This window comes from Bartonella bennetti (assembly GCF_045945445.1).
Classification (GTDB): Bacteria; Pseudomonadota; Alphaproteobacteria; order Rhizobiales; family Rhizobiaceae; genus Bartonella.
The window spans coordinates 822,419-848,648 of sequence record NZ_CP174576.1; the positions used below are offsets into that span (position 1 = coordinate 822,419).

23 protein-coding genes, 1 tRNA gene and 1 pseudogene are annotated in these 26,230 nt (G+C 36.0%); 2 read left to right on the forward strand and 23 right to left on the reverse strand.

Annotation, left to right across the window (positions count from 1 at the left end; all coding sequences use genetic code 11):
- Window positions 1–21 precede the first annotated feature (21 nt).
- From virB11 to ACJTDF_RS03760, 10 genes are all read right to left on the reverse strand, one after another.
- A complete protein-coding gene (gene virB11 / locus ACJTDF_RS03715) occupies window positions 22–1,092 on the reverse strand; it encodes a P-type DNA transfer ATPase VirB11 (RefSeq protein ID WP_407965005.1) in 1,071 nt (356 codons plus the stop codon).
- Window positions 1,089–2,312, reverse strand: coding sequence for a type IV secretion system protein VirB10 (virB10, locus tag ACJTDF_RS03720; protein WP_407965006.1), 1,224 nt, complete (start codon window positions 2,310–2,312; stop codon window positions 1,089–1,091). The genes virB11 and virB10 overlap by 4 nt, the downstream gene beginning before the upstream one ends.
- Window positions 2,309–3,172 (reverse strand): P-type conjugative transfer protein VirB9, encoded by an 864-nt coding sequence (virB9, locus tag ACJTDF_RS03725; protein WP_407965007.1) that lies wholly within the window; start codon window positions 3,170–3,172, stop codon window positions 2,309–2,311. The genes virB10 and virB9 overlap by 4 nt, the downstream gene beginning before the upstream one ends.
- Window positions 3,169–3,837: a virB8 family protein gene (locus tag ACJTDF_RS03730; RefSeq protein ID WP_407965008.1), complete on the reverse strand. Its 669-nt coding sequence runs from the start codon at window positions 3,835–3,837 to the stop codon at window positions 3,169–3,171. Before ACJTDF_RS03730 ends, virB9 begins: the two co-directional genes overlap by 4 nt.
- Window positions 3,827–4,144 carry a conjugal transfer protein TraJ gene (locus tag ACJTDF_RS03735; RefSeq protein ID WP_407965009.1) on the reverse strand — a complete coding sequence of 106 codons (318 nt, stop codon included), beginning with the start codon at window positions 4,142–4,144 and terminating at the stop codon, window positions 3,827–3,829. Before ACJTDF_RS03735 ends, ACJTDF_RS03730 begins: the two co-directional genes overlap by 11 nt.
- A gap of 180 nt (window positions 4,145–4,324) precedes the next feature.
- Window positions 4,325–5,314 (reverse strand): type IV secretion system protein, encoded by a 990-nt coding sequence (locus ACJTDF_RS03740; protein WP_407965010.1) that lies wholly within the window; start codon window positions 5,312–5,314, stop codon window positions 4,325–4,327.
- A gap of 202 nt (window positions 5,315–5,516) precedes the next feature.
- Complete coding sequence (locus ACJTDF_RS03745; protein ID WP_407965011.1) at window positions 5,517–5,972, reverse strand: hypothetical protein; 456 nt, start codon at window positions 5,970–5,972, stop codon at window positions 5,517–5,519.
- Window positions 5,969–8,326: a VirB4 family type IV secretion/conjugal transfer ATPase gene (locus ACJTDF_RS03750; RefSeq protein ID WP_407966215.1), complete on the reverse strand. Its 2,358-nt coding sequence runs from the start codon at window positions 8,324–8,326 to the stop codon at window positions 5,969–5,971. The genes ACJTDF_RS03745 and ACJTDF_RS03750 overlap by 4 nt, the downstream gene beginning before the upstream one ends.
- Before the next feature lie 17 nt (window positions 8,327–8,343).
- A complete protein-coding gene (locus tag ACJTDF_RS03755) occupies window positions 8,344–8,652 on the reverse strand; it encodes a type IV secretion system protein VirB3 (RefSeq protein WP_078680347.1) in 309 nt (102 codons plus the stop codon).
- Window positions 8,653–8,970 (reverse strand): TrbC/VirB2 family protein, encoded by a 318-nt coding sequence (locus tag ACJTDF_RS03760; protein WP_407965012.1) that lies wholly within the window; start codon window positions 8,968–8,970, stop codon window positions 8,653–8,655.
- 338 nt (window positions 8,971–9,308) lie between these two features.
- Here ACJTDF_RS03760 and ACJTDF_RS03765 point away from each other — a divergent pair, with 338 nt between their 5' ends.
- Window positions 9,309–10,070, forward strand: a complete 762-nt coding sequence (locus tag ACJTDF_RS03765) for a hypothetical protein (protein WP_407965013.1) — start codon at window positions 9,309–9,311, stop codon at window positions 10,068–10,070.
- Window positions 10,071–10,282: 212 nt separating this feature from the next.
- Here ACJTDF_RS03765 and glnA read toward each other — a convergent pair.
- The 6 genes and pseudogenes from glnA to ACJTDF_RS03795 form a co-directional block, all read right to left on the reverse strand.
- Window positions 10,283–10,624, reverse strand: a pseudogene (gene glnA / locus ACJTDF_RS03770) (glutamine synthetase); the annotation flags it as partial.
- A 139-nt stretch (window positions 10,625–10,763) separates the two neighbouring features.
- The gene (locus ACJTDF_RS03775) at window positions 10,764–11,183 is read right to left on the reverse strand and encodes a DUF2155 domain-containing protein (protein ID WP_407965014.1); all 420 of its coding nucleotides are present in this window, start codon (window positions 11,181–11,183) and stop codon (window positions 10,764–10,766) included.
- A 64-nt stretch (window positions 11,184–11,247) separates the two neighbouring features.
- Window positions 11,248–11,646 carry an NADH:ubiquinone oxidoreductase subunit NDUFA12 gene (locus tag ACJTDF_RS03780; RefSeq protein ID WP_407965015.1) on the reverse strand — a complete coding sequence of 133 codons (399 nt, stop codon included), beginning with the start codon at window positions 11,644–11,646 and terminating at the stop codon, window positions 11,248–11,250.
- 193 nt (window positions 11,647–11,839) lie between these two features.
- On the reverse strand, window positions 11,840–13,339 hold the full coding sequence (gene gatB, locus ACJTDF_RS03785; protein WP_407965016.1) for an Asp-tRNA(Asn)/Glu-tRNA(Gln) amidotransferase subunit GatB: 1,500 nt from the start codon (window positions 13,337–13,339) through the stop codon (window positions 11,840–11,842).
- Between the two features lie 118 nt (window positions 13,340–13,457).
- Window positions 13,458–14,885, reverse strand: a complete 1,428-nt coding sequence (gene tig, locus ACJTDF_RS03790) for a trigger factor (RefSeq protein ID WP_407965017.1) — start codon at window positions 14,883–14,885, stop codon at window positions 13,458–13,460.
- Between the two features lie 134 nt (window positions 14,886–15,019).
- Window positions 15,020–15,102, reverse strand: a tRNA-Leu gene (locus ACJTDF_RS03795).
- Between the two features lie 178 nt (window positions 15,103–15,280).
- On the opposite strand from ACJTDF_RS03795, the gene trmFO reads away from it, so the two are divergent.
- Entirely contained in the window at window positions 15,281–16,663 is a 1,383-nt protein-coding gene (gene trmFO / locus ACJTDF_RS03800; RefSeq protein WP_407965018.1) for a methylenetetrahydrofolate--tRNA-(uracil(54)-C(5))-methyltransferase (FADH(2)-oxidizing) TrmFO, read from the forward strand.
- Between the two features lie 650 nt (window positions 16,664–17,313).
- Here trmFO and ACJTDF_RS03805 read toward each other — a convergent pair.
- The 7 genes from ACJTDF_RS03805 to ACJTDF_RS03835 form a co-directional block, all read right to left on the reverse strand.
- A complete protein-coding gene (locus ACJTDF_RS03805) occupies window positions 17,314–17,592 on the reverse strand; it encodes an HU family DNA-binding protein (protein ID WP_249676035.1) in 279 nt (92 codons plus the stop codon).
- Between the two features lie 233 nt (window positions 17,593–17,825).
- Window positions 17,826–20,249: an endopeptidase La gene (gene lon, locus ACJTDF_RS03810; RefSeq protein WP_407965019.1), complete on the reverse strand. Its 2,424-nt coding sequence runs from the start codon at window positions 20,247–20,249 to the stop codon at window positions 17,826–17,828.
- 171 nt (window positions 20,250–20,420) lie between these two features.
- Window positions 20,421–21,695 (reverse strand): ATP-dependent Clp protease ATP-binding subunit ClpX, encoded by a 1,275-nt coding sequence (clpX, locus tag ACJTDF_RS03815; protein ID WP_249676028.1) that lies wholly within the window; start codon window positions 21,693–21,695, stop codon window positions 20,421–20,423.
- Window positions 21,696–21,889: 194 nt separating this feature from the next.
- Window positions 21,890–22,522, reverse strand: coding sequence for an ATP-dependent Clp endopeptidase proteolytic subunit ClpP (gene clpP, locus ACJTDF_RS03820; RefSeq protein ID WP_407965020.1), 633 nt, complete (start codon window positions 22,520–22,522; stop codon window positions 21,890–21,892).
- A gap of 146 nt (window positions 22,523–22,668) precedes the next feature.
- Window positions 22,669–23,475, reverse strand: a complete 807-nt coding sequence (locus tag ACJTDF_RS03825) for a hypothetical protein (protein ID WP_407965021.1) — start codon at window positions 23,473–23,475, stop codon at window positions 22,669–22,671.
- Window positions 23,476–23,485: 10 nt separating this feature from the next.
- Entirely contained in the window at window positions 23,486–24,862 is a 1,377-nt protein-coding gene (gene trkA / locus ACJTDF_RS03830) for a Trk system potassium transporter TrkA (protein WP_407965022.1), read from the reverse strand.
- 3 nt (window positions 24,863–24,865) lie between these two features.
- Window positions 24,866–26,224 (reverse strand): sigma-54-dependent transcriptional regulator, encoded by a 1,359-nt coding sequence (locus ACJTDF_RS03835; RefSeq protein WP_407965023.1) that lies wholly within the window; start codon window positions 26,222–26,224, stop codon window positions 24,866–24,868.
- Between the last annotated feature and the right edge of the window lie 6 nt (window positions 26,225–26,230).

The window sequence follows — 26,230 nt, forward strand, 5'->3', positions numbered from 1 at the left end:
TTTTTTATTATACTTTTTTATTTAGTTCCCTCCAAAGATATTTCGTTGTTTAAAAGGATCATAATAAATTTCTGTCACTTTAAATTTTCCTTCAATCCGTTTGCATTGAATGATAATATCGATCATTGAAATTAATAACCCACGAATATCATCGCGCTCTAAATCTCCTCCTCCTTCGCTTTCTTTAACCAATAGAGTCATTTGCTCAAATGCAGCGAGTGCTGTTGATGCATGAACTGTAGTAATTGAACCTGGATGTCCTGAATTAACATTGCGAATATAATAAAAGGCAGTACCATCTCGCAATTCTTGTAGAAGAATGCGATCAGGACGCATTCGTAAGGCAGATTCTAGTAATTCTTTTGGCCCAATAGAAGCTAAACCATGCCCATCTTTTGCATAGATCATAGAGACATGATTAGGATGCGGCACGACTAATTCTGGTGTATCTTCAATAGTTATAATACGCTCATCATCAGGAATTTTAGTGATCAATGCTTTTGACAGTGTTGTTTTACCAGATCCTGTTTTCCCTGAAATAAGAATATTTTTTTGCAGTTTCACAGCTTGATTTAAAAAAGAAACAAAATTTTTATTATAATAATCGATTGCTAATTCATGATCGATGTTTTTGAGTTCATTAAAACGCGATTGATAGTCATGCAATGGAGTGAACGAAACCTGTTCACATATTGAAAAGAGACCCTCATCGGCTAGATCTTCCAGTAAATAACTTTGGGATGATGGTTTACGAATTGTCATACTAATAGTGTTTTTTTCTACAGCTGGAGGAATGACGATTTGAATACGCTCATTATTTGGCAAGGTAGCCGATAGTATTGGATTTTTATCGGAAATACTTTGCTTAGAATAAGCAGCGATCACTTTAGCCATACCCATAAGTTCATTAAAAGAGAGCTCTGGTACTTCTATTGTTTTCCATCCTGTAGTTCCTTCGATCATGACCTGATAAGGACGGTTAATAACGATTTCAAAAAGACTTTCATCTTTAAGAAAATTATGAATTGGTTTGAGTTTTGTTAAAACGATAGCAATGGTTTCATCATTTATATTTTGGAAGTTTTGTTTCATTTCAATGTCCCCGTAGAGTTTTTATGAAAGTCTCCCGAAAAGGCGCGATGAATAACCTTTTTGTTATTTTCGATAATTTTCAATTTATATACAGTTGAGAAATCTAGGTCGCGGGCAACAAAAACATTAACCATTTCACCTTGATTTTTGGTCAAGGTTGGAGGGATATGGACGTAATTTTCTGCGATAATTTTTGCCATATCTGTTCCTGCATAAAGGCTATGTGTTCCTGAAGACAAGGTGTCTATTGTTTGTTCTTGTTGTGTTGGTGTTTTGAGTAAATTTAGCCGGTTATTTGCGTAATTTGTTGCATCTCTGACGATTGAAACAAGAAGTGCAGAACCAAGTCGTTCAAACCAATGATTATCAATATCACCATCAACACCTGATCGGCCTAAGGAATCTGTTGCTGGTGAGGACAATGTTATAATGATACCCTCTGGTGTTTTAGCTCTATTCCATAATATGAAGAGACGCGATTGGCCTTTTTTTAAACCGCTACGATATTCACCGATGATTTGTGTTCCTTTATCGAGCAAAACGATACGACCATTGTCTGACAAGATATCTCTGGAAACGATACAGCTAACAAAACCTTGTTGTTCACTGCTGATTGCTGTTTCTAAGATACATGGAATAGAGGCTCCCATTGCAATGATGTAATTTCGGTTACCGAGTGTTGATGCATGAACACCGTCTAACTTTGTTGCTTCGAGGAGGTGATTAAAGGATTGTGCTGTTTTATTTGAGCGATTGTTATTTTGGTCAAGAGAAACGGTATTATTATTATTTTCTGAAGTAACTTGTTGCTGATTTGGATTAACATAGGCTAAAACGGGAGCACGTTGTGCTGCTTCTAATAATTTATGATCAAATTTTGGCTGATTGATTGTTGGTGTTGGTAATTCGACCTTAGGCAACAGGGGATTATTTTTATCAGCTAGCTCTAGAGGAGCCATCGTGGGTTTTATCGATTGGAACAGTTCTGTTTGTCTGCTGCTTGCTTCTTTAGGTAATTCTATGGGCTGTTTTTTTGTATCTTTTGAAGATGAAAGGATTATATATATTAAATAAATACAGACACTAAAGAGAATAAGAAGAGCAAGGCCTTTTCCTAAATTAAAGCCCTCTTTTTTTTCTTGACCATCCTCTATTGTATCACGATCCTTTATCGCGTCATACTTATTAAGATTTATTTCATCCACTTCATCATTATTCATGGCTGTTTCTCTACGTTTATTTCACGTTGGACAGAAGGTGATGTTGTCCCGGTTCCGGGATTAATTCCTCTTGGGATAAAACCTTTGTTAAAGATACACAGAACTTCGTTACCACGTCGCAAAGTGAATTGCATGGCTATGGCATGAACAATGACCTGGTTTCCTTTAATTGATTTTGGAACGATAGTTTCCTGTCCATCAAGCGAGACAAGATAAATGGCAGGGATTTCATTATTTCCTAAAAAGGTAAATGTTGTTGTTCTACCGTTATCATAGACTGAGCTTGGTTCAATGAGGGGGGAACCTTGAGCAATATAAGCCCAATTGCGCGGTCCAAAATGTTCATGCATATTGAGGATATTATCGGCATATTCTTCTTCATCCTTTTGTGCTTTAGCTTCTTGAGCTAATTGTTTACGCAAAGCTTCATCTTCTGGATAACGAAACTTTACAAGGAAATATGTGTCATTACCGATAGAAACATCGCCTTCACGCACTTGAAGTTCAAATTGATAAGATCGTTTTGTCCCATCTTGGCGAGTTGTGACAATTTGTAGATTGGTGATAGGCTGAACTTCACGGGGTTTGAGGAAGACAAAGTGACCGGCTGGTGCGACTTGCCAAGCAACGGAATTGCCAATTCCAATATAGGAAATATTTTCATCGCTAGCGAATTCAATCTGCACTGAAGAGCGAATAGATCCAATGATTTTTGTGACATTATATGGGTCATAATTAATAAATCTGATCCGATTATCTTTTTGGGCACCCACGGGAGAAATTTCTGCCCATGATAAAGATGCATCACAGCTTATTGCAACGATGAGAGTTAAAAAGAATATTTTTACTACTCTAATCATTGAACTACCTCTGGATCAGATCTATATTCTGACACTTGGAAACCAAGCGGATTAATTAAGCGATTTTCTACTGAAATGCGTGTATTAACGTAGGAAAAATTTAAGACCGAAACCCAATGGAAAATATCTTCTTTTCCATTAGTGTCTCTAATCGTTTTATAGTAACGCACTTGAATGAGATCTTTACTTAAAAAAGAAATGGATTTTATTGTGACTGTCACGGACATATTTTTATAGATATTTTGCGGACTATTTGGATTATTTCCCGAATACCATTTGGCAAAGCGATTTTGTTCTTCTACGGAAGATAAAAGAGAAGTGATACGAAAGTTATTTTCTGTTTCTGATAATTGGAAACTTTCGCGTGCACGAATATATTTGCTCGCGAAGTAGCGTGTTATTGCTTCATCATAATTTTGAGGTTCATCTTTTAGAACACTCACGACATCGACAATACCTGTAGAATTATCTACGCGGATAACAAAAGGCTCTACGGTTTTTAAGGGTGTTAAGGTTACCACGGCTAAAGCCAAAGCGATTGTTATCAACCCAAAAAGCACGGTCAAAGCTATAGCCATTTTCATTTGCAGTCGCGTACTACACATACGATCAATATCGAATGACCGCGCTTCTCTTATATATTCTTTAAATTCATCACTTTTCATGTGTGATCTCCGCATTCGTATAAGAGGGAGTTTGATGGTTTATTGTATTCACAGGAGGTGCAGGGAGTTCGACATGAGCTTTTGGTGCTTCATTTTCTTGTGTGTTGAGGATAATAGGAGTTGTGATTGGCTTGATTGCCGTATTGTGAAGGAAGGTGCTATTATTGTTCCAGTTCCATTTTCCTTGATTGAGCATACGGATATTCTGTCCGCTACAGCGTGGAAGTTTTTTGGGGCCACTTTTAAAAGAAGCGCAACCCGTAAGTGCTATCAAAAGAATTAAAATGATAGTTATTTTTAGTTTCATTATCTGAACTCGCAAATATTTTGAAAAATAAAATATTGGGATTTTGCAGTGCGTAATTTTTCCAAAACATGAGAACTGATTTTTTGAAAAAGCGAAGAGAGCTTTTCATCGGCTGTGCGTACGGTTAATACCTTTTGGGTTAAGGGTCTGACTATAGCCGTATTGGAGAGACAGTTGATATTAGAATGCGCCACGACCACCTCCACGCATCATTTCCGCAGCTTGTGCAGCTTGCTGCGCAGCACGAGAACCTCCTACAGATGCACCTCTTGCTGCACTGCTACCGACTGTAAAGCCTCTTCCAGCGAGGTTAAAGGCGCCAGAAGCCATTGAGATTATTTGTGATCCTGATGAGACACCAGCATGATGATATGGTCCTCCACTAGAGAGTGCAGAAGCAATGGTAGGAAGTGATTGGAAGAGAACAATTCCCACTATTGAGACTACAAGGACAGGAGGCAGCAAGAAATAGATTGAAGTATATGAGCTATCGAAAACATACAGCATAATTTTACACATCATTGTTCCAAGCATCATCACAAGAACTTGCAAAACTGTAAAATTAACTAATGTTGAAATCCATGCATCGGCGTATCTGCGAGTTACATTGAATAAATATAAACTAATGAAAAGAGGACCAAGACCTATCACCATGATTAATGTAATTTTTGCAAACATTTGGATAATAAAACCAACTGTACAAAAAAAGATAACCGCCAAAAACATTATACCACCAATCAATCCCACCATAATCTTTTCAAAAAAACCAGCCCTACCTACAAAATCTTGATAGCGCGTATTCGTAATTAACAAGAGATAATCGAAAACATTAGAGTCGACGGGACTGCTATTGAACGCATTCCCAATAGCATTGGCTAAATTACCGAAAAATATATCTTTGATGTAAGTATTAAATACATCTGCATTTGTTGCCATTGTTGTCACAACAACGATTTTAATGACATTATTAAGGAGACTATGCATTGAAAGGGCGACGTGGCCAGTCATAACATTATAGCCATATAAAAAGATAAAAATGATTGCAGCAAGATTTAAGGGTGCTGCAATAGCAGAAGACAAGCTACTGACTGTTGTATCCACTACATCGTTGAGTGGTGCTAAAATATACGAAGAAACAGTTTCAAACGGAGTAAATTTAAAATCTGACATCAGTTTTATCTTATTCTAATTTTGCCTGTAATGTTCGATAAATATGAATTTATGATTTTTCTTGCACCTCTTCACGCCCTTCTTATGATTGAGTATTTCCATTGAATTATAGAAGGAGCCTGAATGAGAGAATTTATTTGAAAACTAGCCAACTGTATTTGAAGAGCTTTCCCTTTCTTCTTTTTTACTAACTGGAGTAAGTTTATAACTTGAGCTTAGTTTTAGCTTGCTCCAACTGTTCTTGAAGTGTTTGTTGAACAGCTTCCTGGTTTTTCTGTTGCTCTTGTTCACGTTCTTGTTCTTTTGATTGAGCACTTTCCGATTTTATAATAGCAGAAGCCTGAAGTTTTAGAATATCCGCTTGAAGATTAGCTTGAAGAATAGCCAACTCCGTTTGAAGAGCTGCTTTTTGTTCTGGCGTAAGATTCTGTGATAATTTATTATTGATTTCTTTAATCTTTTCTTGATTTGCAACTGCCGAAGCATAAACAGATTTAGCTGTTTCTAAATCTGAGATTTCTGATCCTGATGAAGCTTGTATGGCATTTTGATAATATGTCTCAGTATCTGTTTGCGATACTGCATAAGAGATAGAACATAATGATAAAAGAGAGGTAGAGCATAATGATAAAAGCGTAATCAGATACAATGGTTTCATTGAGCTTGTCTCCTTTGATAAAATATAGGTAGCCATACATTGGGATTTGTTCCGTGTTCACTTATAATTTGATTCACGAGTTCGATATTTCTGGTTGTTCCGCTTAAGACAGCGATTTCATTATCCATTCCACGTAAGTTGAGTTCTGCAACAACAGAATTGTGACCTTGTTTAATGAGAAAGCGACGAGATTCTCTGCTTAATTCTGATTGGATTAGTTCAAATTCACGTTCAGTTAATTTAAAGTTTTCAACATAATCGTTGTAATTGGCTTTTTGATTTGGAAAAAACATTTGAGTGGGGCATTGTTCAATGATTGTATGAGCGATTGTTGAATTCAAAGCATCTCTGGGGCTTTGTGTTGCAAAGAGCATCATGCCATTTTGTTTACGAATTGTTTTAAGACGATCTTGAGTAAAAGCTTTAAATGAATCATCTTCAAGGGCTTTCCAGAATTCATCAATAACAATAATGATACGCCGACCATCAATAAGATCGAGAATGCGGTTAAACAGATACATCATCAAAGGGCGACGAATTTCTTCATTATCTAAGAAATCGGTCATATCATAACCTATGAATTGAGCATCTAAATTGAGGTCATCGTGATCATTATCAAAGACCCACCCTAAAGGATTGCCTTTGATCCAACGTTTTAAACGTATCGCAATACCTTCTGTGGAGGTATTATCAAAAAACAGTTGAAGTGCACCGAGTGAGCGTTGTTCTAGAGGAAGACTTTCTAAGGAATCGATCGCTCTAGCGACATCTTGTCGCTCTTGTTCTGTCACTGTTTGGCCGTCCGTAGTAACCAACTTTAAAACCCAATGCTGAAGAAAGAGTTTGTTTTTTTCTGTGTATTCTATGCCTTTTAATGGTGCAATACCGGTAGGTTTACCATTTTTCAAAGGCTTATATTTGCCACCTCCAGCACGAACAAAAATCTCTGCTCCTTGGTCTTTATCAAAAAAGACTATTGTTGGGTTGTGTTTTTGCGATTGTGCAAGAAGAAAATTAACAATGACTGTTTTTCCAGATCCTGACGGACCGCAAATAAAGGTATTCCCAACATCACCAAAATGAAAATTAAAATAATAAGGAGAGCCAGCTTGCGTTTGTAATAAAGCGACAGCAGAGCCCCAAACATTACCCTTTAGTTTGCCAATGGGGAATGAATGAAAGGGGGATAATGCTGCAAAATTTCTGCTGCTAATAGCTCCAGAGCGTGCTCGATAGCTAAAGTTGCCAGGAAGTTGTGCCCACCATGCTGCTTCTAATCCTAGATCTTCTCTCGCTATAACTGCACCACCATTAGTAAGATATGAACGCGCTTTGGAGAGATGTTCTGCCAATTCTTGTGGACGATCAGCAAAAACGGCTAAAGAGAGATGATGTTCTCCCAAAACAAAACGATTGGACTCTAAATCATCAAGTGCCTCATCAAGAGCTCCAATTTGCGAGCTGGCACGATCCGCTACATTAATCATTTGATTTTGTTTACGGCTCATAATAGCACTTGCAACTGCTTTACTTTTAAAAACAAAGGATTGCGTTAAAATAAATTCAAAGGGTGCTGTCAACAAGCCATCGGTCATGCCAGGACGTGTTCTAGAAGGATATTCTTTCCAGCCAAACATACCGACAAAGCGTTCATTGCTTTCATGACGAATTTCGATAATTTCTTTGCCGAAGATAATACGATCTGAATAAATCGTTGAGGCAATAGTCCCAAAGGTAAGGGGTATGCGTTCACGCCTTCCTCCCACCAATTGATGAAGAAATTCACTTTGCTCAGAAAATAAAATGTCATTGTATTCGTAAGTAGATAAAAGTCGTGCTTCATAGCATTCCAGACCTTGTATAAGATCTTGACTTAACTCTTCGATTTTCCGAACAGATTCAAAGTCTGGTTCCGATTGCATCTTTTTTGCTTGTGTTAAACGATGAAAAAAAGAAGCTAGCTGTTCAGTTTTATCTGCTGCAGGATTCCAGAGAACCGAAAGAAATAGATCATTTCGATAAAGATCTTGCGAAATCATTTTTTGTTTGTATTGTTGATCTAAGATTGTTGCAAAAGATGAAGAAAATTGGCTTTCTGGATAAATCGTTTCACGTCGACGGATAACGTGAGAATATAAAGCAACACGTTCATCTGCTATATTTTTCAAAAGCGTGTTTAATTGGGTATGTAAAGAATTTAATTGGCTGATATCTGCAGTATCAAAATTTATGCCTTCAACAGTAATTACTGTCATTAAGCAACGTGAAGCCAATGCAATCACATGTTGATTGACATGACGGACATAGGGAATGTATTCTTCGGGTAAAGTTTCCCGCTTCGATTCCCGCTTCATCACTGCATTTATCTCCTTTATTGTAGCTCCTTGTAAGTACGGATGAGACGTAAAGGAGATGTAGATCCTCCCCCCCATCTCGTCAGGTTCTTTTGTTTGCCTCGAGTATTGAGCCAAGCAAATAGAACACGAAATTGGTTATGGTCGCGTTTCGTGATTTCACGTAAGATAAAGTGCAAACCAACACCAAGACCGATCATTGAAAAGCTACTTGTAATGATAAAAAGAGTAGACGTTGCTATGACATTTAATGCCATTGCTTCTACAGTAACACCCGCAAACATGGCTGGTCGTGTACAGGCAAGAAAAAGAGTGTCTTCGTTCATTTATGATGTACCACCCATTAATAAATTAACAAGAGCCGAAGCACCAAAAACAATACCAATACCAAGAACACAATATGCCGCTTTGCGTAAATCAATAACACCATACATCCAACCAATACCCACAGCTGCAACACATATGGTCGCAATGAGCTTCGCTGTTGTACCTGTCATCATAGTAACAATATTCCGCAAAACCGTATCAAGATTCCCCATGCCGCCAGCAGTAGCATTAGCATAAGCAGGACTTAATACAACGAACATGGTTAAAAGGAGTGTAAAGGCGATATAGTAAATATTCTTAGATACATTGTTTATCATTTGGCCTCTCTTCAAAAGAAGATTGATTACACATTGATATCCTTTTATTTCTACAAATAATACTCAGGTTCACAACTTTAAGCTTCTTTAATCGTAAGTATTCTATCAAGCTATCAAAAAATCTTTTTAGAACCAAAGACAGAAATAATCAGAAGAGGCAAGCACAAGTATTGTTATTTTATCAAAATGACAATATTAAAAATACAAAAATAATATTTTTCTTTGCAAAATGTGTTTAATTTACAACAAGTACTATTGAAACTCTCTCTTGAAAATTAGGAGAAAAGCAGAGATGTATAAAAAATTTATGGGGTATAAAAACAATCAGGATTGGGCGAATGCGATTTAAACCGATTATTATTGTCTACATTATTTGTTCTATAGGAATATGGATAATAAGCCAAAATCAAAACCAAACAAATTTAGATATTCTCGAGGCATTAAAAATGCAAGAAAACCAAGATACAATGAATATGTATCTCGAACAAAATAAGCACTATGAAGCGAGTATTCAAAAAAAATTAAATAATAAACTAGATCTCAATTGGATTAATAGTGCTCCAAACAATTATGAAGATATGTTTAATGGTATAGCATCTGTTACCAGCGGTGTCACATTCAAATTAATAACCCCTCCTGAAAAGTCTAAACATAAACCTATCATCCGAAATATTCACTTATATGGTGTAAATACATGTGCACCCCGTCAAAAAGCAAAATTAAATAACCAAGAATGGCCATGTGGAGCTGTCACAACAGCGTGGCTGGTGACCAAAACTCTAGGACATAACTTATCTTGTAAGCAAACTGCTATAGAAAAAGAAACCCTCTATGCTCAGTGTTTTGTGCAAGGAATCGATTTAGCAGAAATAGGACTTGCAGAAGGTATGTTGATAATATCAAAAAACAATAAATACCCAATCCCAACAACATATCTAAGTGCTGAACAAAACGCGTATAACAATAAAATCGGCCTTTGGTCCAGCAATTTTATTGATCCTATACAGTGGCAGAAAAAGTATGGAACCTATAATCCTTTCGATAATCACCATGAATTCATGTCTGAAGCAAAACAAAATATAGAAGAAATGTCTTATTAAACTTCAAAATACAAAAATAACCCAACCATAATTTCCAAAAAAATCGCCTAAGCTCGTAATAATAATCTTCTCACCACCAATCTCAAAATGATCTATATTACTTGCTTCCTAATAAACACATCCTATAAAAATCTATTTGATAGAAGAATAATCGCCTAATTATAGTTGACGCAGCATTCCATGAAAATCAAACAAAAACTTTTATTCATACATTAAACAGAATAATACATGTCAAATTCAACAGGATGAGGGGTGGTTTCATAACGCAGAACTTCTTTCAGTTTTAATTCAATAAAGGAATTAATTTGGTCATCGTCAAATACATCTCCAGATTTAAGAAAATCACGGTCTTTATCAAGAAATTCAAGTGCTTCACGTAGGCTTCTGGAAACTGTAGGAATGTTTTTGAGCTCTTTGGGCGGAAGATCATAAAGATCTTTATCCATAGCTGGGCCAGGATGAATCTTATTCTTTATACCATCAAGACCAGCCATAATAAGTGCTGAAAACGCAAAATATGGATTCGACGCTGGATCCGGAAAACGAATTTCTATTACTTGCATATAACTATTATGCTTAAATGACTTTTTTGGCTTGATAATTAACACTTCACAATACAAGTAAATCACTTATTCGCTAACCACAAAAATAACCACATATTTTTTGAATGATACAGCAAAGTGATAACAATCATTAATGTATAAGAGTATCAGAACTTTTTTTGCAATCTTTTAGCCATACATCATAGATAGGATGCTCAACAGCATTTAAGCCAGGACTATCTGCAAACATCCATCCTGTAAAAATGCGCCGTGTCTTTTTCTCCAATGTCATTTCATTAACTTCGATAAAACCAATAGTACGAGCTGGCTCATTTTTAGAACTTGTATAACACACTCGGGGCATTACTTGCAAAGCACCATATTGATAAACCTGACCGATATGGACTTCAAAACTAGTAACTTGACCAGTAATCTTATCAAGACCTGTAAAAATAACAATTTCATTGCTAATACGTTCTGCTTGCACACAGCTAACTGTAAATAAAACTGCTATCCCTACTAATAAATAAGTATAAAAAAAATACTTAGATTTTGATCGTAAAAACTTCATAATATCAAATTAATCACAGCTAACAAAAATCATTACAAACATAACAAAGGAGACAATACACCGATTACTCCTCAGGTAACCATGCATCATAATCCTCACGAGCATAAAAATACCCATTATTATAAGCAATAGATCCTTTTGGTCGGTAAGCTTCGCTTGTGCCCGTCATATTTAAAATATGCGATTTCTCCCAACTATATGATTGATAATTTTCTTCCGTAGGTGGTATATCACAACGATGGTGAATCCATCCATGCCAACCTGGAGGAATACTAGAAGCCTCAGAGTAATCTTTATAAATCACCCAGCGACGTAAATAACCATCCTTATGGCGACTGCCTTCATAATAAATATTACCAAACTGGTCTTCTCCTATACGTTTACCATGGCGCCACGTAAAAAAGCGTGTATTAATAGTATTACCATTCCACCACGTAAAAATTTGCTTGAAAAAACCAGACATTTCTTCTCCTACTTCTTTGGAAACCCATAAGATAACTCTATCAAGAATAAATTTATTATGGTACTTGAAAGTATCAAAAGCAAGAAATTTATCAGAGATTCTAATTGCAGTTGAACTAAATAACCAGCTGTCAACTCATATAAATTATATCACAAGTTAATATCATATTTACAGAATTTCCATCCCGAATATATTAATCTATTCCAAGCTTAATTTTAACCAATTTATTAACGGTTTGAGGATTTGCCTTCCCCTCTGTTGCTTTCATTACCTGTCCAACAAACCACCCAACCAAAGCAGGCTTCTCTCGTGCTTGAGAAACTTTGTCAGGGTTATTGATGACAATTTCATTAACAGCTCTTTCAATAACTCCTGCATCCGTTACCTGCTTCATACCACGCTTTTCTACAATCTGATGTGGATCTCCACCTTCATTCCAAACAATTTCAAATAGATCTTTTGCAATTTTTCCAGAAATAGTTCCGTCTTTGATAAGATCAATAATTGCTCCCAATTGGTTTGCTGTAATTGGAGTATCTTCAATATCACGATTATCTTTATTTAAAGCGCCTAAAAGGTCATTGATCACCCAATTAGCAACCATTTTTCCATCGCGCCCATGTGCCACTTCTTCGAAATAATCTGCAATTGCTTTTTCTGTTACAAGAATAGAAGCATCATATGCAGTTAACCCCATCTCATTGATAAAACGCACCCTTATATCATCTGGTAATTCAGGTAACTCTAAAGCTAAAGTGTCTACAAATTCCTGATCAAGCTCTAATGGTAAAAGATCGGGATCAGGAAAATAACGATAGTCATATGCTTCCTCTTTTGAACGCATAGATCGTGTTTCACCTTTTATTGCATCAAAAAGCCGAGTTTCCTGATCTATTATACCTCCATCCTCTAAAATTGCAATTTGGCGACGTGCCTCATATTCAATTGCTTGGCCAATAAAACGAATTGAGTTAACGTTTTTAACTTCACAGCGTGTTCCAAAAGGCTCACCAGGACGGCGCACAGATATATTTACATCTGCGCGCATAGAGCCTTCATCCATATTACCATCACAAGTACCCAAATAACGAACAATCGTACGCAATTTTGTCATATAGGCTTTTGCTTCTTCTGATGATCGCATATCTGGTTTAGAAACAATTTCCATAAGAGCTACACCTGAGCGATTAAGATCTACAAAAGACATTGTTGGATGCTGATCATGCATAGACTTTCCTGCATCTTGCTCGAGGTGCAACCTTTCAATCCCAATTTCAATATCCTCAAACTGACCATTCGAATCTGGTCCAATAGATATAACTACTTTCCCTTCACCTACGATAGGATACTGAAATTGTGAAATCTGATATCCCTGTGGTAAATCTGGATAAAAATAGTTTTTACGATCAAAAACAGATTTTAAATTAATTTTAGCTTTTAATCCTAAACCAGTTCGAACAGCTTGGTGAATACATACTTGATTAATAACAGGCAACATACCAGGCATCGCTGCATCAATAAGCGATACGTGATTATTCGGCTCAGCACCAAACTTAGTCGATGCGCCTGAAAAAAGTTTTGAATTTGATATGACTTGTGCATGAACCTCCATGCCAATAATAACTTCCCAGTCGCCTGTAACTCCAGAAATAAAACGCTTAGGATCAGGAAGACGAGTATCAACGATTTTCATTATCAATTCACTATCAACATTTCAGAATACATCCAATGGCTAACCTAAAACGATTGCCAGAGCAAGTCTAGAATACATATAAAAATGATTTATCAGAATTATTTTATTGGTATAAATTTTAACTTGTTTTAGGGATTTTCTTTTTAATTGAAGCCTTTTTTGTACCTTTTTCTTTTACTGCTGATTGTTTCTTGGCAGAAGTTTTATCAGTTAAATCTGATTCATCATATTCTCTCATTAGCTCTTCGATTGTCACTTTTTTATCCGTTATTTTTATCTGTGTAAGCAAATAATCAATAACTTTTTCTTCAAAGATTGGCGCACGTAGATTAGCAACAGCTTCTGGTGTACGGCGAAAAAAATCCATCATTTCTTTTTCTCGTCCAGGATATTGGCGAACCTGTTCAAAAACTGCAGCCTTTAATTCATCTTCACTTACTTGAATTCCAACTTTTGTACCAATTTCAGAAAGCACTAAACCAAGCCGAACACGACGCTGCGCAAGCATGCGATATTCTTCTCGCGCTTGTTCCTCTGTGATATTCTCATCTTCAAAACTTTTGCCCATCCTTTTTAAATCTTCATTAATCTGATTCCATATGTTATTAAATTCAATTTCTAAAAGCTGTTCAGGAATATCAAAACTATAATCTGCATCTAAAGCATCAAGGATTTGTCGCTTAATTTTTTGACGTGTCATAGAACCATATCGACTTTCAACCTGTCCACGAACGACTTCACGTAAGCGATCAAGAGATTCTAAACCAAGTTTTTTTGCTGCTTCATCATCAATCTTCAATTCATCCGGTTTAGAAACAGTTTTAACAGTGATATCAAACTCTGCATTTTTGCCAGCTAAATGCGTAGCACTATAATCATCAGGAAATTTAACAGAAATTGTTTTTACATCGCCCGCTTTTAGACCAATTAATTGCTCTTCAAAACCGGGTATAAATTGTTTCGAACCAAGAATCAATTGTGCATTATTATCAGTACCACCATCAAACGGAACGCCATCAATTTTCCCCAAATAATCAATTGTTATGCGGTCATCTTCTTTTGAAGGACCATTTTTTTGCGAATAACTACGAGTAGAAGAAAGAATGCGCGTTATTTGCTCATCAACTTCTTGTTCAGGTACATCAGCAATTTCACGAATGATTTTAATATTTTTGAAGTCTTTAACCTCAAATTTTGGCAAAACCTCGTACTTCAAACTAAAAACAAAATCAGCCTTACCATCTATAACTTTTGTATCTTCATTTATATCAATTTGCGGTTGCGTTGCTGAATATTCATTACGTTCTGCTAAAATAGAACGCGGAGCATTGTTAATGATCTCATTAAGAATTTCAGCCATAAAAGATTTACCGTACATTTTTCGGAGATGATCAGATGGAACCTTACCAGGACGGAATCCCTTAAGTTTTATCTTACCTTTGCTATCATCCAACCGTTCATTTAATTTTTCTTCCAGATCTTTCACCGGAACCACAATCTTAATTTCGCGCTTCAGTCCTTCATTAAGCGTCTCGGTAACCTGCATCGAACAACCTTTATTTCTCTGAGGAGATGGATAAACCTACTCCGGATAACAATCATAATACTAACACTTAATGTTAGATCTAGATAAACGGACCTTGTATATACAGACATCCGTAGCGTTTAAAGCTATTACTTTGGTGCGGATGGAGGGACTCGAACCCCCACGGTCTCCCGCCAGAACCTAAATCTGGTGCGTCTACCAATTTCGCCACATCCGCTCAAACTTATAAACCAAAAATTCATGTAAGCGGCATTTTTATAGCATTCAATTCCAAGCAATTAAAGAAAAAAAGCAAATGAATATCCTTTATTAACTCAATAAACAATTCTTTTCACAAAATTATAGAGATAAAATTCATCCTTTTCAGAAAGCACTCCTTCCGCTACAAGTAAATCATGTTAAATAAATTGAAAACTCCAATCCATATTATCGGCGGTGGTCTTGCAGGTAGTGAAGCAAGTTGGCAAATTGCTCAATTAGGAATTCCTGTTGTCTTGCATGAAATGCGCCCAAAAAGAAAATCTGATGCTCATAAAACAGATAAACTTGCAGAGCTCGTCTGTTCAAATTCATTTCGTTCAGATGATGCATCAAAAAATGCTGTAGGACTTTTACATGCCGAAATGCGATTAGCCAAATCCTTAATTATGAAAGCTGCAGATAGTAATAAAGTGCCAGCTGGAGGTGCACTTGCTGTTGACCGTGATGAATTCTCAAAAACTATTACAGAAACACTTGAAAAACATCCCCTTATAACTATACAACGCCGAGAAATTCACGAGATTCCTGAAGACTGGCATAATGTTATTATTGCTACTGGTCCTCTTACCTCACCCAAATTTGCTCAAGCGATACAAGCAATAACTGGAACAGAAGCGCTTTCTTTTTTTGATGCTCTTGCGCCTATTATTTATACTGAAAGTATTAATATGAATATTTGTTGGTACCAATCTCGATATGACAAAATTGGTCCTGAAGGAACGGGAAAAGATTATCTTAATTGTCCTCTTAATCAAGAACAATATAAAATTTTTGTTCAAGCATTGATAAATGGAGAAAAAGTAGAATTTCGTGAATTTGAAAACATATCCTATTTCGATGGATGCTTACCAGTTGAAGTTATGGCTGAACGTGGGCTTGAAACTCTAAGATATGGCCCTATGAAACCTATGGGACTCACTAATACTCATCACCCCAAAATCAAACCTTATGCTGTTATACAATTACGTCAAGATAACAAGCTAGGTACGCTTTACAATATGGTCGGTTTTCAAACAAAACTGAAATATAGTGAGCAGACACGTATTTTTAGAATGATTCCTGGTCTTGAAAAAGCAGAATTTGCACGCCTTGGTGGTCTTCACCGCAATACATATCTCAATTCACCAATTCTTCTTGATGAGAGTCTTCGTTTAAAACAAAAACCACAACTGCGTTTTGCTGGACAAATTACAGGCTGTGAAGGTTACATAGAATCAGCAGCGATAGGACTGCTCGCTGGACGTTTTGCTGCTGCTGAATATAATCGTACTTGCCCTTCTCTACCACCAAAAACTACAGCATTTGGAGCTCTTTTGAATCATATTACTGGTGGTCATATTGCTACTAACGAAACAGGAAAAAGATCCTTCCAACCAATGAATATCAATTTTGGTCTTTTTCCGCCTATTATTTCCACCAATCCTTTAGAAAAACGTTTACCACATAAAGAAAAAAAACAAGCTATAATTGAACGAGCTTTAAACGATTGTATTCAATGGTTAAAAAATAGCTTTTAACTGAATCTTTGTATTTGGTTATAACATAATACTTGCTAATCCGATTTTTGAGTTATTAAATAATTTGGATTATTGCTAAAAAATAGTTTAAGATTATTCACTTTATTAACGTGTGTATTATTTTCTGCTATAATAAGAAGAGAACATTGCGATTATATAGATATTAATAGTCTCAACAATACATTTCTATTATGATAAAAACTTACTTTTTTATTGCTATATTTATAAATGTTCCTACGCTATTAAATATTATTTAACAATAATTTATCTAAATATTATTAATATAATAAATGAAAAGGTACTATTTGTCAGTTAGATACACTAACCAATATTAAGATGTAAGTAAGAGTATCTATGCTTTTTTACACAAAAAATCTAAGGGGTGCATTATCTCAATGAACTAAAAACAGCTATGACTATGCTTGAATGATTATAATAAAAAATAATAAAATAGATATATCTCAGTTACTTTTTAATATAAATACTCGAGTCATTGCTTGAATTCCCGCTATGTAGGCCAACATTTACAGCTCTTACATTTTCATCTATAAAGCTAAAATAATATATCTCACAAACATGTGCTAACTACTTTTAGGCATCCCTAAAGAACCGGCTTATTTATAAACCGGTTCTTTAAAAAGTAGTGTGAATTATTTGTTATTAACAGCTTCTTTAAGACTTTTTCCTGCAGAAAATTTAGGTACAGAACGTGCAGGAATAGTAATTTCAGCACCTGTTGAAGGATTTCGTCCTTTTGTAGCAGCACGATGAGAAACTTCAAAAGAACCAAAACCTGGAAGACGAACATCACCTCCTGAAGCTAAAGCTTCTGTAACAGAAGCGATAAAAGCATCCACAGAAGAACCAGCTTGAGCTTTCGAGATACCTGCTTTTTCAGCAACTGAATTAACCAATTCACTTTTATTCATTTAACATTTCCTTTCCCTATATTGCCGAATAATAAAATTTAACCGACTACGATTGATTTTATTGAAAAGTACAGGAAACAGAAGTGCTATTTTTCTTCAACACATTGTTTTTTTAGAAATAATCGCAGTTATTCACGGAATTTTTTTATTATTTCTCTAAAATAGATAAAATTATAACTCCCAAAATGGTTCTCATGTGCTTTTTACAGCATAATTATAGCTCATAATGTGAATCAGTGCGCAACTAAGATTCCCTCATTATCGCTTTCTGTTTTAACAGTTTCAGATATTGTAGAAGGCTCTGTCCATTCTATAGCCTCAGGAAAACGAATCAAAGCGTGTCTAAGAACTTCACTTATATGAGTTACCGGAATAATCTCCATATTATTTTTGACATCATCGGGAATATCAACTAGATCTTTCGCGTTTTCTTCAGGAATAAGTACTTTCTTGATTCCCCCTCGAAGAGCCGCAAGCAATTTTTCTTTTAATCCACCAATCGGTAACACACATCCACGCAAGGTAATTTCACCAGTCATAGCAACATCCTTATAAACAGGTATTCCTGTTAACACTGAAACAATTGCTGTTACCATTGCAATTCCAGCTGATGGACCATCTTTAGGTGTAGCACCTTCCGGAACGTGAACATGAATATCACGTTTATCAAAAAATGGAGGTTCAATACCAAAATCAACAGCACGAAAACGCACATAAGATGCTGCTGCAGAAATTGATTCCTTCATAATATCGCGCAAATTACCAGTCACAGTCATCTTACCTTTACCTGACATCATAACACCTTCAATAGTCAGCAGCTCCCCACCCACTTCAGTCCAAGCAAGCCCTGTAACGACACCAATCTGATTTTCACCATCAACTTGTCCAAAGCGATAACGCTTAACACCTAGAAAATCATTAATATTGTCTTTTCTAATTTCTATAAACTTTTGATTAGTTTTAAGAATTTTTGTAACTGATTTACGCGCTATTTTCATCAACTCACGCTCAAGATTTCGAACACCAGCCTCACGCGTATAAAATTGAATAATTGATCTTATTGCATCATCAGAAATACTTAATTCTTTTTTAGAAAGAGCATGATCCTTTAATGCTTTTGGCAAAAGATGCCGTTTAACAATCTCCATTTTTTCACACTCAGTATAACCAGCAATGCGAATGATTTCCATCCTATCCATTAATGGCCCTGGAATATTCAATGTATTGGAAGTTGTAATAAACATAACATCAGAAAGATCATATTCTACTTCTAAATAATGATCAATAAATGTACCATTTTGTTCAGGATCAAGAACTTCTAGTAAAGCTGATGAGGGATCTCCACGAAAATCTTGCCCCATTTTATCAATTTCATCAAGCAAAAAAAGCGGATTAGATTTTTTAGCTTTTTTCATAGACTGAATAATTTTTCCAGGCATAGAACCAATATAAGTCCGACGATGTCCACGAATTTCAGCTTCGTCGCGAACACCTCCTAATGAGATACGAACATATTCTCGACCTGTTGCTTTTGCAATAGAACGTGCAAGTGATGTCTTTCCAACACCAGGAGGGCCTAACAAACAAATAATAGGACCTCGTATTTTTGATGATCTGCTTTGCACTGCTAAATATTCAATGATTCGCTCTTTGACTTTTTCAAGACCAAAGTGCTCATTATCCATAGTTTTTTCAGCAAAACTAAGGTCATTTTTAATTTTTGATTTTTTGCTCCAAGGAATAGCTAAAAGCCAATCAAGATAATTACGCACAACTGTTGCCTCTGCAGACATGGGAGACATATTACGTAATTTTTTGAGTTCTGACCCAGCTTTTTCTCGTGCTTCTTTCGAAAGCTTAGTTTTTCTAATACGCTCTTCTAGTTCAGATAGTTCATCTTGGCCCTCATCACCTGCCCCTAATTCTTTCTGAATAGCCTTTAACTGTTCATTAAGATAATATTCTCGTTGATTCTTTTCCATCTGCCGTTTGACATGTGAACGAATACGCTTTTCGACTTGTAAAACAGAAATCTCTGCTTCCATGAAAGAAAGTACACGCTCAAGACGATTACGTATAGGCAATAATGTCAATATTTCTTGTTTTTCTGCAAGTTTAATAACTAAATGAGATGCAATAGTATCAGCAAGTTTAGAAGGATCATCAATCTGACTAATAGCACTGACAATTTCAGGAGAAATTTTCTTATTTAGTTTTACATAATTTTCAAAATAAGAAATTACCGATCGAGAAAGCGCCTTGATTTCAATATCATCATCCTTAGTTTCCTCTGTAATAGTTACATAAGCTTGAAGATAATCATCGTTCTCAATAAATTGATTAATTTTTGCACGTGCAGTACCCTCAACCAAAACCTTTACAGTTCCATCAGGAAGCTTTAAAAGTTGAAGAATTTTAGCGATAGTACCAACATCATAAATATCTTCCGAAGTTGGATCATCATCAGCAGCATTTTTTTGCGTCACCAGTAATATTTGTTTATCCATTACCATTGTCTTTTCAAGAGCACAAATTGACTTTTCTCGGCCTACAAAAAGCGGAACAATGATATGCGGGAAGACAACAATATCACGAAGTGGCAAAACAGCATAAAACTCTTCTATTTCCTTGCCTGTCTTTTCATCAATATATTGCATATTTTTCCTTTCTAGAGCCTCTAACTCGTTTACAATACAAGTCACCCTTTAAAAAGCCAACTCTCTACAATAAATGAAGTGATAACTATGGACCAATAAATCAAGTCATTACGCTGTCATGTTCAAAATATCTACACCAAAATAATACTATAACTGAATTTATAATATAGATCACGCTGATACATTTTCTTTATTTTCTACATGATCTGAATAAATGTAGAGAGGACAAGCCTTACCTTCAACTACATCACTAGAAATCACCACTTCTTGAACACCTACAAGAGCTGGTAATTCAAACATAGTATCAAGAAGTATTCTTTCCATAATAGAGCGTAAGCCACGTGCACCAGTTTTACGTTCAATAGCCTTTTTAGCAATAACACGTAAAGCATCTTCATGAAAAACTAACTGAACATTTTCCATCTCAAAAAGACGTTGATACTGTTTAACTAATGCATTTTTTGGTTGTGATAAAATTTGAACAAGCGCGCAAATATCTAAGTCTTCCAAAGTAGCTATAACAGGAAGACGACCAATAAACTCTGGTATTAAACCAAATTTTATAAGGTCTTCAGGTTCTAAATCACGGAAAATCTCACCAACACGACGCTCATCAGGAGCCTTAACAGCAGCGGAAAAACCAATTGAAGTTTTTTCACCACGTCCTGAAATAATTCTCTCTAAGCCAGCAAAAGCGCCTCCACAAATAAACAAAATATTTGTTGTATCAACCTGAAGAAATTCTTGTTGTGGATGCTTACGCCCTCCTTGCGGAGGAACAGATGCTATTGTCCCTTCCATAATTTTTAACAGTGCTTGCTGAACACCCTCACCAGAAACATCCCTTGTAATTGAAGGATTATCAGCTTTACGAGAAATTTTATCAACTTCGTCAATATATACGATACCACGTTGCGCACGTTCAACATTATAATCAGCAGATTGAAGTAGCTTCAAAATAATATTTTCAACATCTTCACCAACATAGCCCGCTTCAGTTAAAGTCGTTGCATCTGCCATAGTAAAAGGCACATCAATAATACGTGCCAATGTTTGTGCTAAATATGTCTTACCACATCCTGTCGGCCCAACAAGAAGAATATTTGATTTTGCTAACTCAACATCATTGCTTTTAGATTGATGAGCGAGGCGTTTATAATGATTATGAACAGCAACAGAAAGAACACGTTTTGCATGACGCTGGCCAATAACATAGTCATCAAGAACTGTCAGAATTTCCTGCGGAGTAGGAACACCATCACGCGCCTTAATTCCAGAAGATTTATTTTCCTCACGAATAATATCCATACACAGCTCTACACACTCATCGCAGATAAATACGGTAGGTCCTGCAATAAGCTTACGCACTTCATGCTGGCTTTTGCCACAGAATGAGCAATAGAGAGTATTCTTCGATTCGCTCTCGCTATTGCTAGTTTTGCTCATTTCACTTTCCTTTCACTGCGATATATGAATATTTTTTTATTTAAAAATAATTTTTCTTAACTACAATTAAAAACATACATAATATCTTTAGGTAATTTTCTTTATTATTTTTACGAGATCGTATTTTTAAAAATAGCTATTTTAATGGCAATTCTTATACACTTCACAAATAACTACCTTTTCTATAAAAACTCTTAATCTTTTTCTTCTTTTTCAGTTTCTGCACGATATTGTATAACATCATCAATCAAACCAAACTGTTTAGCTTCTTCTGCTGTCATAAAATGATCGCGATCAAGAGTTTTTTCAATGACTTCATAATTCTGCCCTGTATGTTGAACATAAATTTCATTCAAACGTCGTTTCATCTTTATAATATCTTGCGCATGCCGTTCAATATCCGAGGCTTGTCCTTGAAAACCACCAGAAGGTTGATGCACCATGATACGTGCATTTGGTAAGGCAAAACGGCGACCTTTTGCTCCAGCTGTCAAGAGTAATGATCCCATAGACGCAGCTTGTCCCATACACAAAGTAGAAACAGAAGGACGAATAAATTGCATAGTATCATAAATTGCCATACCAGATGTCACCATACCACCTGGAGAATTGATATAAAGATTAATTTCTTTTTTAGGATTCTCTGCTTCTAAAAAAAGCAATTGTGCACAAACAAGCATTGCCATATTATCTTCAACAGGACCATTAATGAAAATAATCCGCTCCTTTAAGAGACGAGAAAAAATATCATAGGCTCGCTCACCACGATTAGTCTGTTCAATAACCATAGGAACTAAACTTAAGACTTTTTTTGTTGGATCGCTCATATCTTCACTTCCATTAATAATTAAGAATCGCCATTTACATTTTCAATAGCTTATCCATAAGCTAACAATACTCTCTTACGCAAGCCACAATCAATTATGTTTCAGTAAGATTAAAATATTAATGGTTAAAATGACAATAATAATACCTAATCAAATAAATTCTGAGCACCAGAAATACGTGATACTGCCCAATGATAAAAGCTTCCTTTCTGAGGCTTCTGGATTGTTTTTTCCTTTCTGTGAATATGAAACCCTATAAAATGTGGATCTTTCATTGGTTCAACACCAAAAGCTGGATCAAAAATCCTTTCAGCTTTTCGTCCTGTCCAATAATAAAAAGTGTTTTTCTCCTTTGCTTCATGAAAAAAACCATTCTTTTTAGCTAACCGCGAAATACCATCATTACCAAATATAGTAATTCCAATCCTTCCTGGTAAAACCGGCAATTTTCTTCTCCTCAGCCAAAATGGCATCCAAACACGACGTTTAAAACCTAACCAATCAGGAATAATCTCTGCATTTGCCAAATAATCCTCAAATGCTTTTATAATAGGGTTATCAGGTGGTAAATAAAGTGCAGAGACTCCTACTCTTGCAGCATTTTCTTTTGCTAACCAAACCCGACTTACTTCTGGACGAAACTGTTTAACAAGATACACATCCGTATCTAACCAAACTCCCTTTTCATATTTCATCAACATAATGCGAAAAAGATCTGAAAATTGAACAATTGTAAGACCAGGCTCATAGTCAGGGAAATTGGGATCAAGGCGATAAATTACTGAACGTGGCAAAATTGATTCGGCTTCATGCAATTCAACACCAACAGGTATGTTCTCTACTTTTTCATAGCTGAAAAGCTTAACACGCTGACCAACCTTAACCATCGATGCCAAACACAACCAATCAACTAGTCTCAATTGTTTTCCATACCAAAAAGTACAAATATCCATAGATAATCTATCAAAAATATTCCGAGCTTACACGAAATAATTGTTCAACATCACGTACACTATCAGCAAGAGCAAAAATTACTATCCGATCACCAGGCAAAATACGTGTATCTCCTGAAAGCTGTATTACTGTTTCATTACGATAAATAGCGCTAATTCTCAAACCCTCTGGTAAATTAAGCTCTCTCAACGATTTACCAACTAATGAAGATGTTTGCATTGCTTCAGCTTCAATAATTTCCGCAGCACCATTAAAAACAGAATGCACAGCGCGAATACGTCCACGACGCATTTGTTGTAAAATTTTTGATACAGTTACACTTCGAGGATTAAAATATGCATCTACACCAACGGCACGACTAAACTCTTGATAAGCCACATTATTAATCAACACCATATTGGCCTTGCATCCTAGTCTTTTCGCTATAATAGCACTCAAGAGATTCACCTGATCTTGATTGGTCAATGTAATCATTAAATCAGCTTGACCAATTCCAGCCTCTTGAAGAATAACAGGATCTAAAACATTCCCATATAAAACAGTTGTTTTTTCTAGTTGATCAGCAATAGTTAGTGCTCTTTCTTTATCTACCTCTATAATCTTTAACTTTAGTTTATGCAATCGCTTCTCAATAGCTTGAGCAACATAAAGACCAATATGACCACCACCTACAATAATGATACGATGTGCTTCTTGTTCTTTATGACCAAAAAGTCTAAGTGCACGACGTACTTGATCACGAGCTGCAACAAGATAAATGATATCACCAACACGTAATTGTGTATCTGAATGTGCTATTAATAATTCTGAACCACGTTTAATAGCAGTAACCGTTGTTTGCAAATCAGGAAAAAGCTCTGTTAACTGCTGTAAAGGCGTATTAATAACCGGGCAATCCTCCATGCATTCTAAAGCTAATGCAACAACAGCATCATTACAAAAATAAAGAACATCTATAGCTCCAAGCAAAGTAATACGACGCAAGACCATTTCTCCAACTTCAACTTCTGGAGAAATAACTACATCAATAGGAATATTCTCTCTTGCAAAGAGATTCTTATAACGTGGTTCTAAATATGATTGTGAGCGAATACGGGCTATCTTAGTTGGAATATTAAACAATGAATGCGCTACTTGACAAGCTACCATATTAACTTCGTCAAATAGAGTCACTGCGATTAACATATCAGCCTCATCAGCACCTGCAGCTAAAAGAACTTCAGGCCTTGAACCATGGCCAATAATACATCTAACATCTAATGTATCACGAATTTTCTCGATTAATTTTGCTTCGGTATCAACAACAGTAATATCATGATTCTCTGCAGCAAGACGTTCTGCTATCCCATACCCGACCTGCCCTGCTCCACAAATAATAACATGCATAACTTATGAAACCCCAAGCACCTTAAGTTTACGGTGCAAAGCTGAACGCTCCATACCTATAAATTCAGCAGTACGTGATATATTTCCGCCTAAACGTTCAATCTGAGTCATCAAATACCTCTTTTCAAATAACTCTCGTGCTTCACGTAGTGGCAAATCCATTATATTTTTATCTGTATCCATTTGAATATGCAGGATAGAATCACTAACTTCAGCAGGAAGTAATTCTTTTGTTATTGGTCCATCATCGTCACGCACAAGAATCAATAAACGTTCAATATTGTTGCGTAACTGGCGCACATTACCTGGCCAAGTATGTGTCTGCAAAATAGTTATAACGTCATTGCTAATTTCACGAGGTTTAATACCAACTTGCTGCGACATCTTTTTAACAAAATGATGTACAAGTTCTGGAATATCTTCACGGCGTGCAGAAAGTGGTGGAACAAAAATAGGAACAATCGAAAGACGATGAAATAGATCTTCTCTAAATTTTCCATTAGCAATGAGACGCTCAAGATTTTGCGCTGTTGAAGAAATGACACGAACATCTACCTTCACACGTTTTGTCCCACCAACTCTTTCAAATGTTTGACTCGTTAATACCTGAAGAATCTTATTTTGAATTTCACGGGGCATATCAGCGACTTCATCAATATACAATACTCCACCATGAGCCTCTTCTAATGCACCAATCTTGCGTTCTTTTCCCTCCAATTCACTACCAAATAACTCTATCTCCATTCTTTCGGCGGTAATTGTTGAAGCATTTATTGTAATAAATGGACCATTAGAACGTGCTGAAAGTGCATGAATAGAACGAGCAACCATCTCTTTTCCTACACCAGAAGGACCAACAATCATAACTCGGCTATTAGTAGGAGCTACTTTTTCTATGACTTGACGCAAATGCTTCATAGCACTAGACGTTCCAAGCAATTCTGGTGTTTCAACTGACCGCTCTCGTAATTCTGAAAGCTCACGCTTTAATTTCGAATTTTCAAGAGTCCGTTCTGCAACCAATAGGAGTCGACTAGCTTTAAAAGGCTTTTCAATGAAATCATACGCTCCCCGTTTTATAGCAGAAACAGCTGTTTCAATATTACCATGACCGGAAATCATAATGACCGGAAGAGAAGGATATTGAACTTTGATTTCATCCAACAACGCCAGACCATCAAGACGACTCCCTTGTAACCAAATATCTAAAAAAATTAACTTTGGAACACGTTCACTAATTTGTGCTAACGCTTCATCAGAGTTACATGCAACACGCGTTTCATAACCTTCATCATCCAAAATACCAGCAACAAGTTCACGAATATCTGCTTCATCATCAACAATTAAGATATCTGATACCATCTTTAC

Coding starts and splice junctions, on each gene's coding strand:
- ACJTDF_RS03780 (WP_407965015.1), bottom strand. CDS start 11,646: ATGTCTGGTTTTTTCAAGCAAATTTTTACGTGGTGGAATGGTAATACT.
- clpX (WP_249676028.1), bottom strand. CDS start 21,695: ATGAGCAAAACTAGCAATAGCGAGAGCGAATCGAAGAATACTCTCTAT.
- trkA (WP_407965022.1), bottom strand. CDS start 24,862: ATGCATGTTATTATTTGTGGAGCAGGGCAGGTCGGGTATGGGATAGCA.
- ACJTDF_RS03730 (WP_407965008.1), bottom strand. CDS start 3,837: ATGAAAAGTGATGAATTTAAAGAATATATAAGAGAAGCGCGGTCATTC.
- ACJTDF_RS03805 (WP_249676035.1), bottom strand. CDS start 17,592: ATGAATAAAAGTGAATTGGTTAATTCAGTTGCTGAAAAAGCAGGTATC.
- virB11 (WP_407965005.1), bottom strand. CDS start 1,092: ATGAAACAAAACTTCCAAAATATAAATGATGAAACCATTGCTATCGTT.
- ACJTDF_RS03825 (WP_407965021.1), bottom strand. CDS start 23,475: ATGGATATTTGTACTTTTTGGTATGGAAAACAATTGAGACTAGTTGAT.
- ACJTDF_RS03760 (WP_407965012.1), bottom strand. CDS start 8,970: ATGATAAACAATGTATCTAAGAATATTTACTATATCGCCTTTACACTC.
- ACJTDF_RS03835 (WP_407965023.1), bottom strand. CDS start 26,224: ATGGTATCAGATATCTTAATTGTTGATGATGAAGCAGATATTCGTGAA.
- ACJTDF_RS03775 (WP_407965014.1), bottom strand. CDS start 11,183: ATGAAGTTTTTACGATCAAAATCTAAGTATTTTTTTTATACTTATTTA.
- ACJTDF_RS03755 (WP_078680347.1), bottom strand. CDS start 8,652: ATGAACGAAGACACTCTTTTTCTTGCCTGTACACGACCAGCCATGTTT.
- trmFO (WP_407965018.1), top strand. CDS start 15,281: ATGTTAAATAAATTGAAAACTCCAATCCATATTATCGGCGGTGGTCTT.
- lon (WP_407965019.1), bottom strand. CDS start 20,249: ATGCAATATATTGATGAAAAGACAGGCAAGGAAATAGAAGAGTTTTAT.
- ACJTDF_RS03735 (WP_407965009.1), bottom strand. CDS start 4,144: ATGAAACTAAAAATAACTATCATTTTAATTCTTTTGATAGCACTTACG.
- virB9 (WP_407965007.1), bottom strand. CDS start 3,172: ATGATTAGAGTAGTAAAAATATTCTTTTTAACTCTCATCGTTGCAATA.
- ACJTDF_RS03750 (WP_407966215.1), bottom strand. CDS start 8,326: ATGAAGCGGGAATCGAAGCGGGAAACTTTACCCGAAGAATACATTCCC.
- tig (WP_407965017.1), bottom strand. CDS start 14,885: ATGCAGGTTACCGAGACGCTTAATGAAGGACTGAAGCGCGAAATTAAG.
- ACJTDF_RS03740 (WP_407965010.1), bottom strand. CDS start 5,314: ATGTCAGATTTTAAATTTACTCCGTTTGAAACTGTTTCTTCGTATATT.
- clpP (WP_407965020.1), bottom strand. CDS start 22,522: ATGAGCGATCCAACAAAAAAAGTCTTAAGTTTAGTTCCTATGGTTATT.
- virB10 (WP_407965006.1), bottom strand. CDS start 2,312: ATGAATAATGATGAAGTGGATGAAATAAATCTTAATAAGTATGACGCG.
- ACJTDF_RS03745 (WP_407965011.1), bottom strand. CDS start 5,972: ATGAAACCATTGTATCTGATTACGCTTTTATCATTATGCTCTACCTCT.
- ACJTDF_RS03765 (WP_407965013.1), top strand. CDS start 9,309: ATGCGATTTAAACCGATTATTATTGTCTACATTATTTGTTCTATAGGA.
- gatB (WP_407965016.1), bottom strand. CDS start 13,339: ATGAAAATCGTTGATACTCGTCTTCCTGATCCTAAGCGTTTTATTTCT.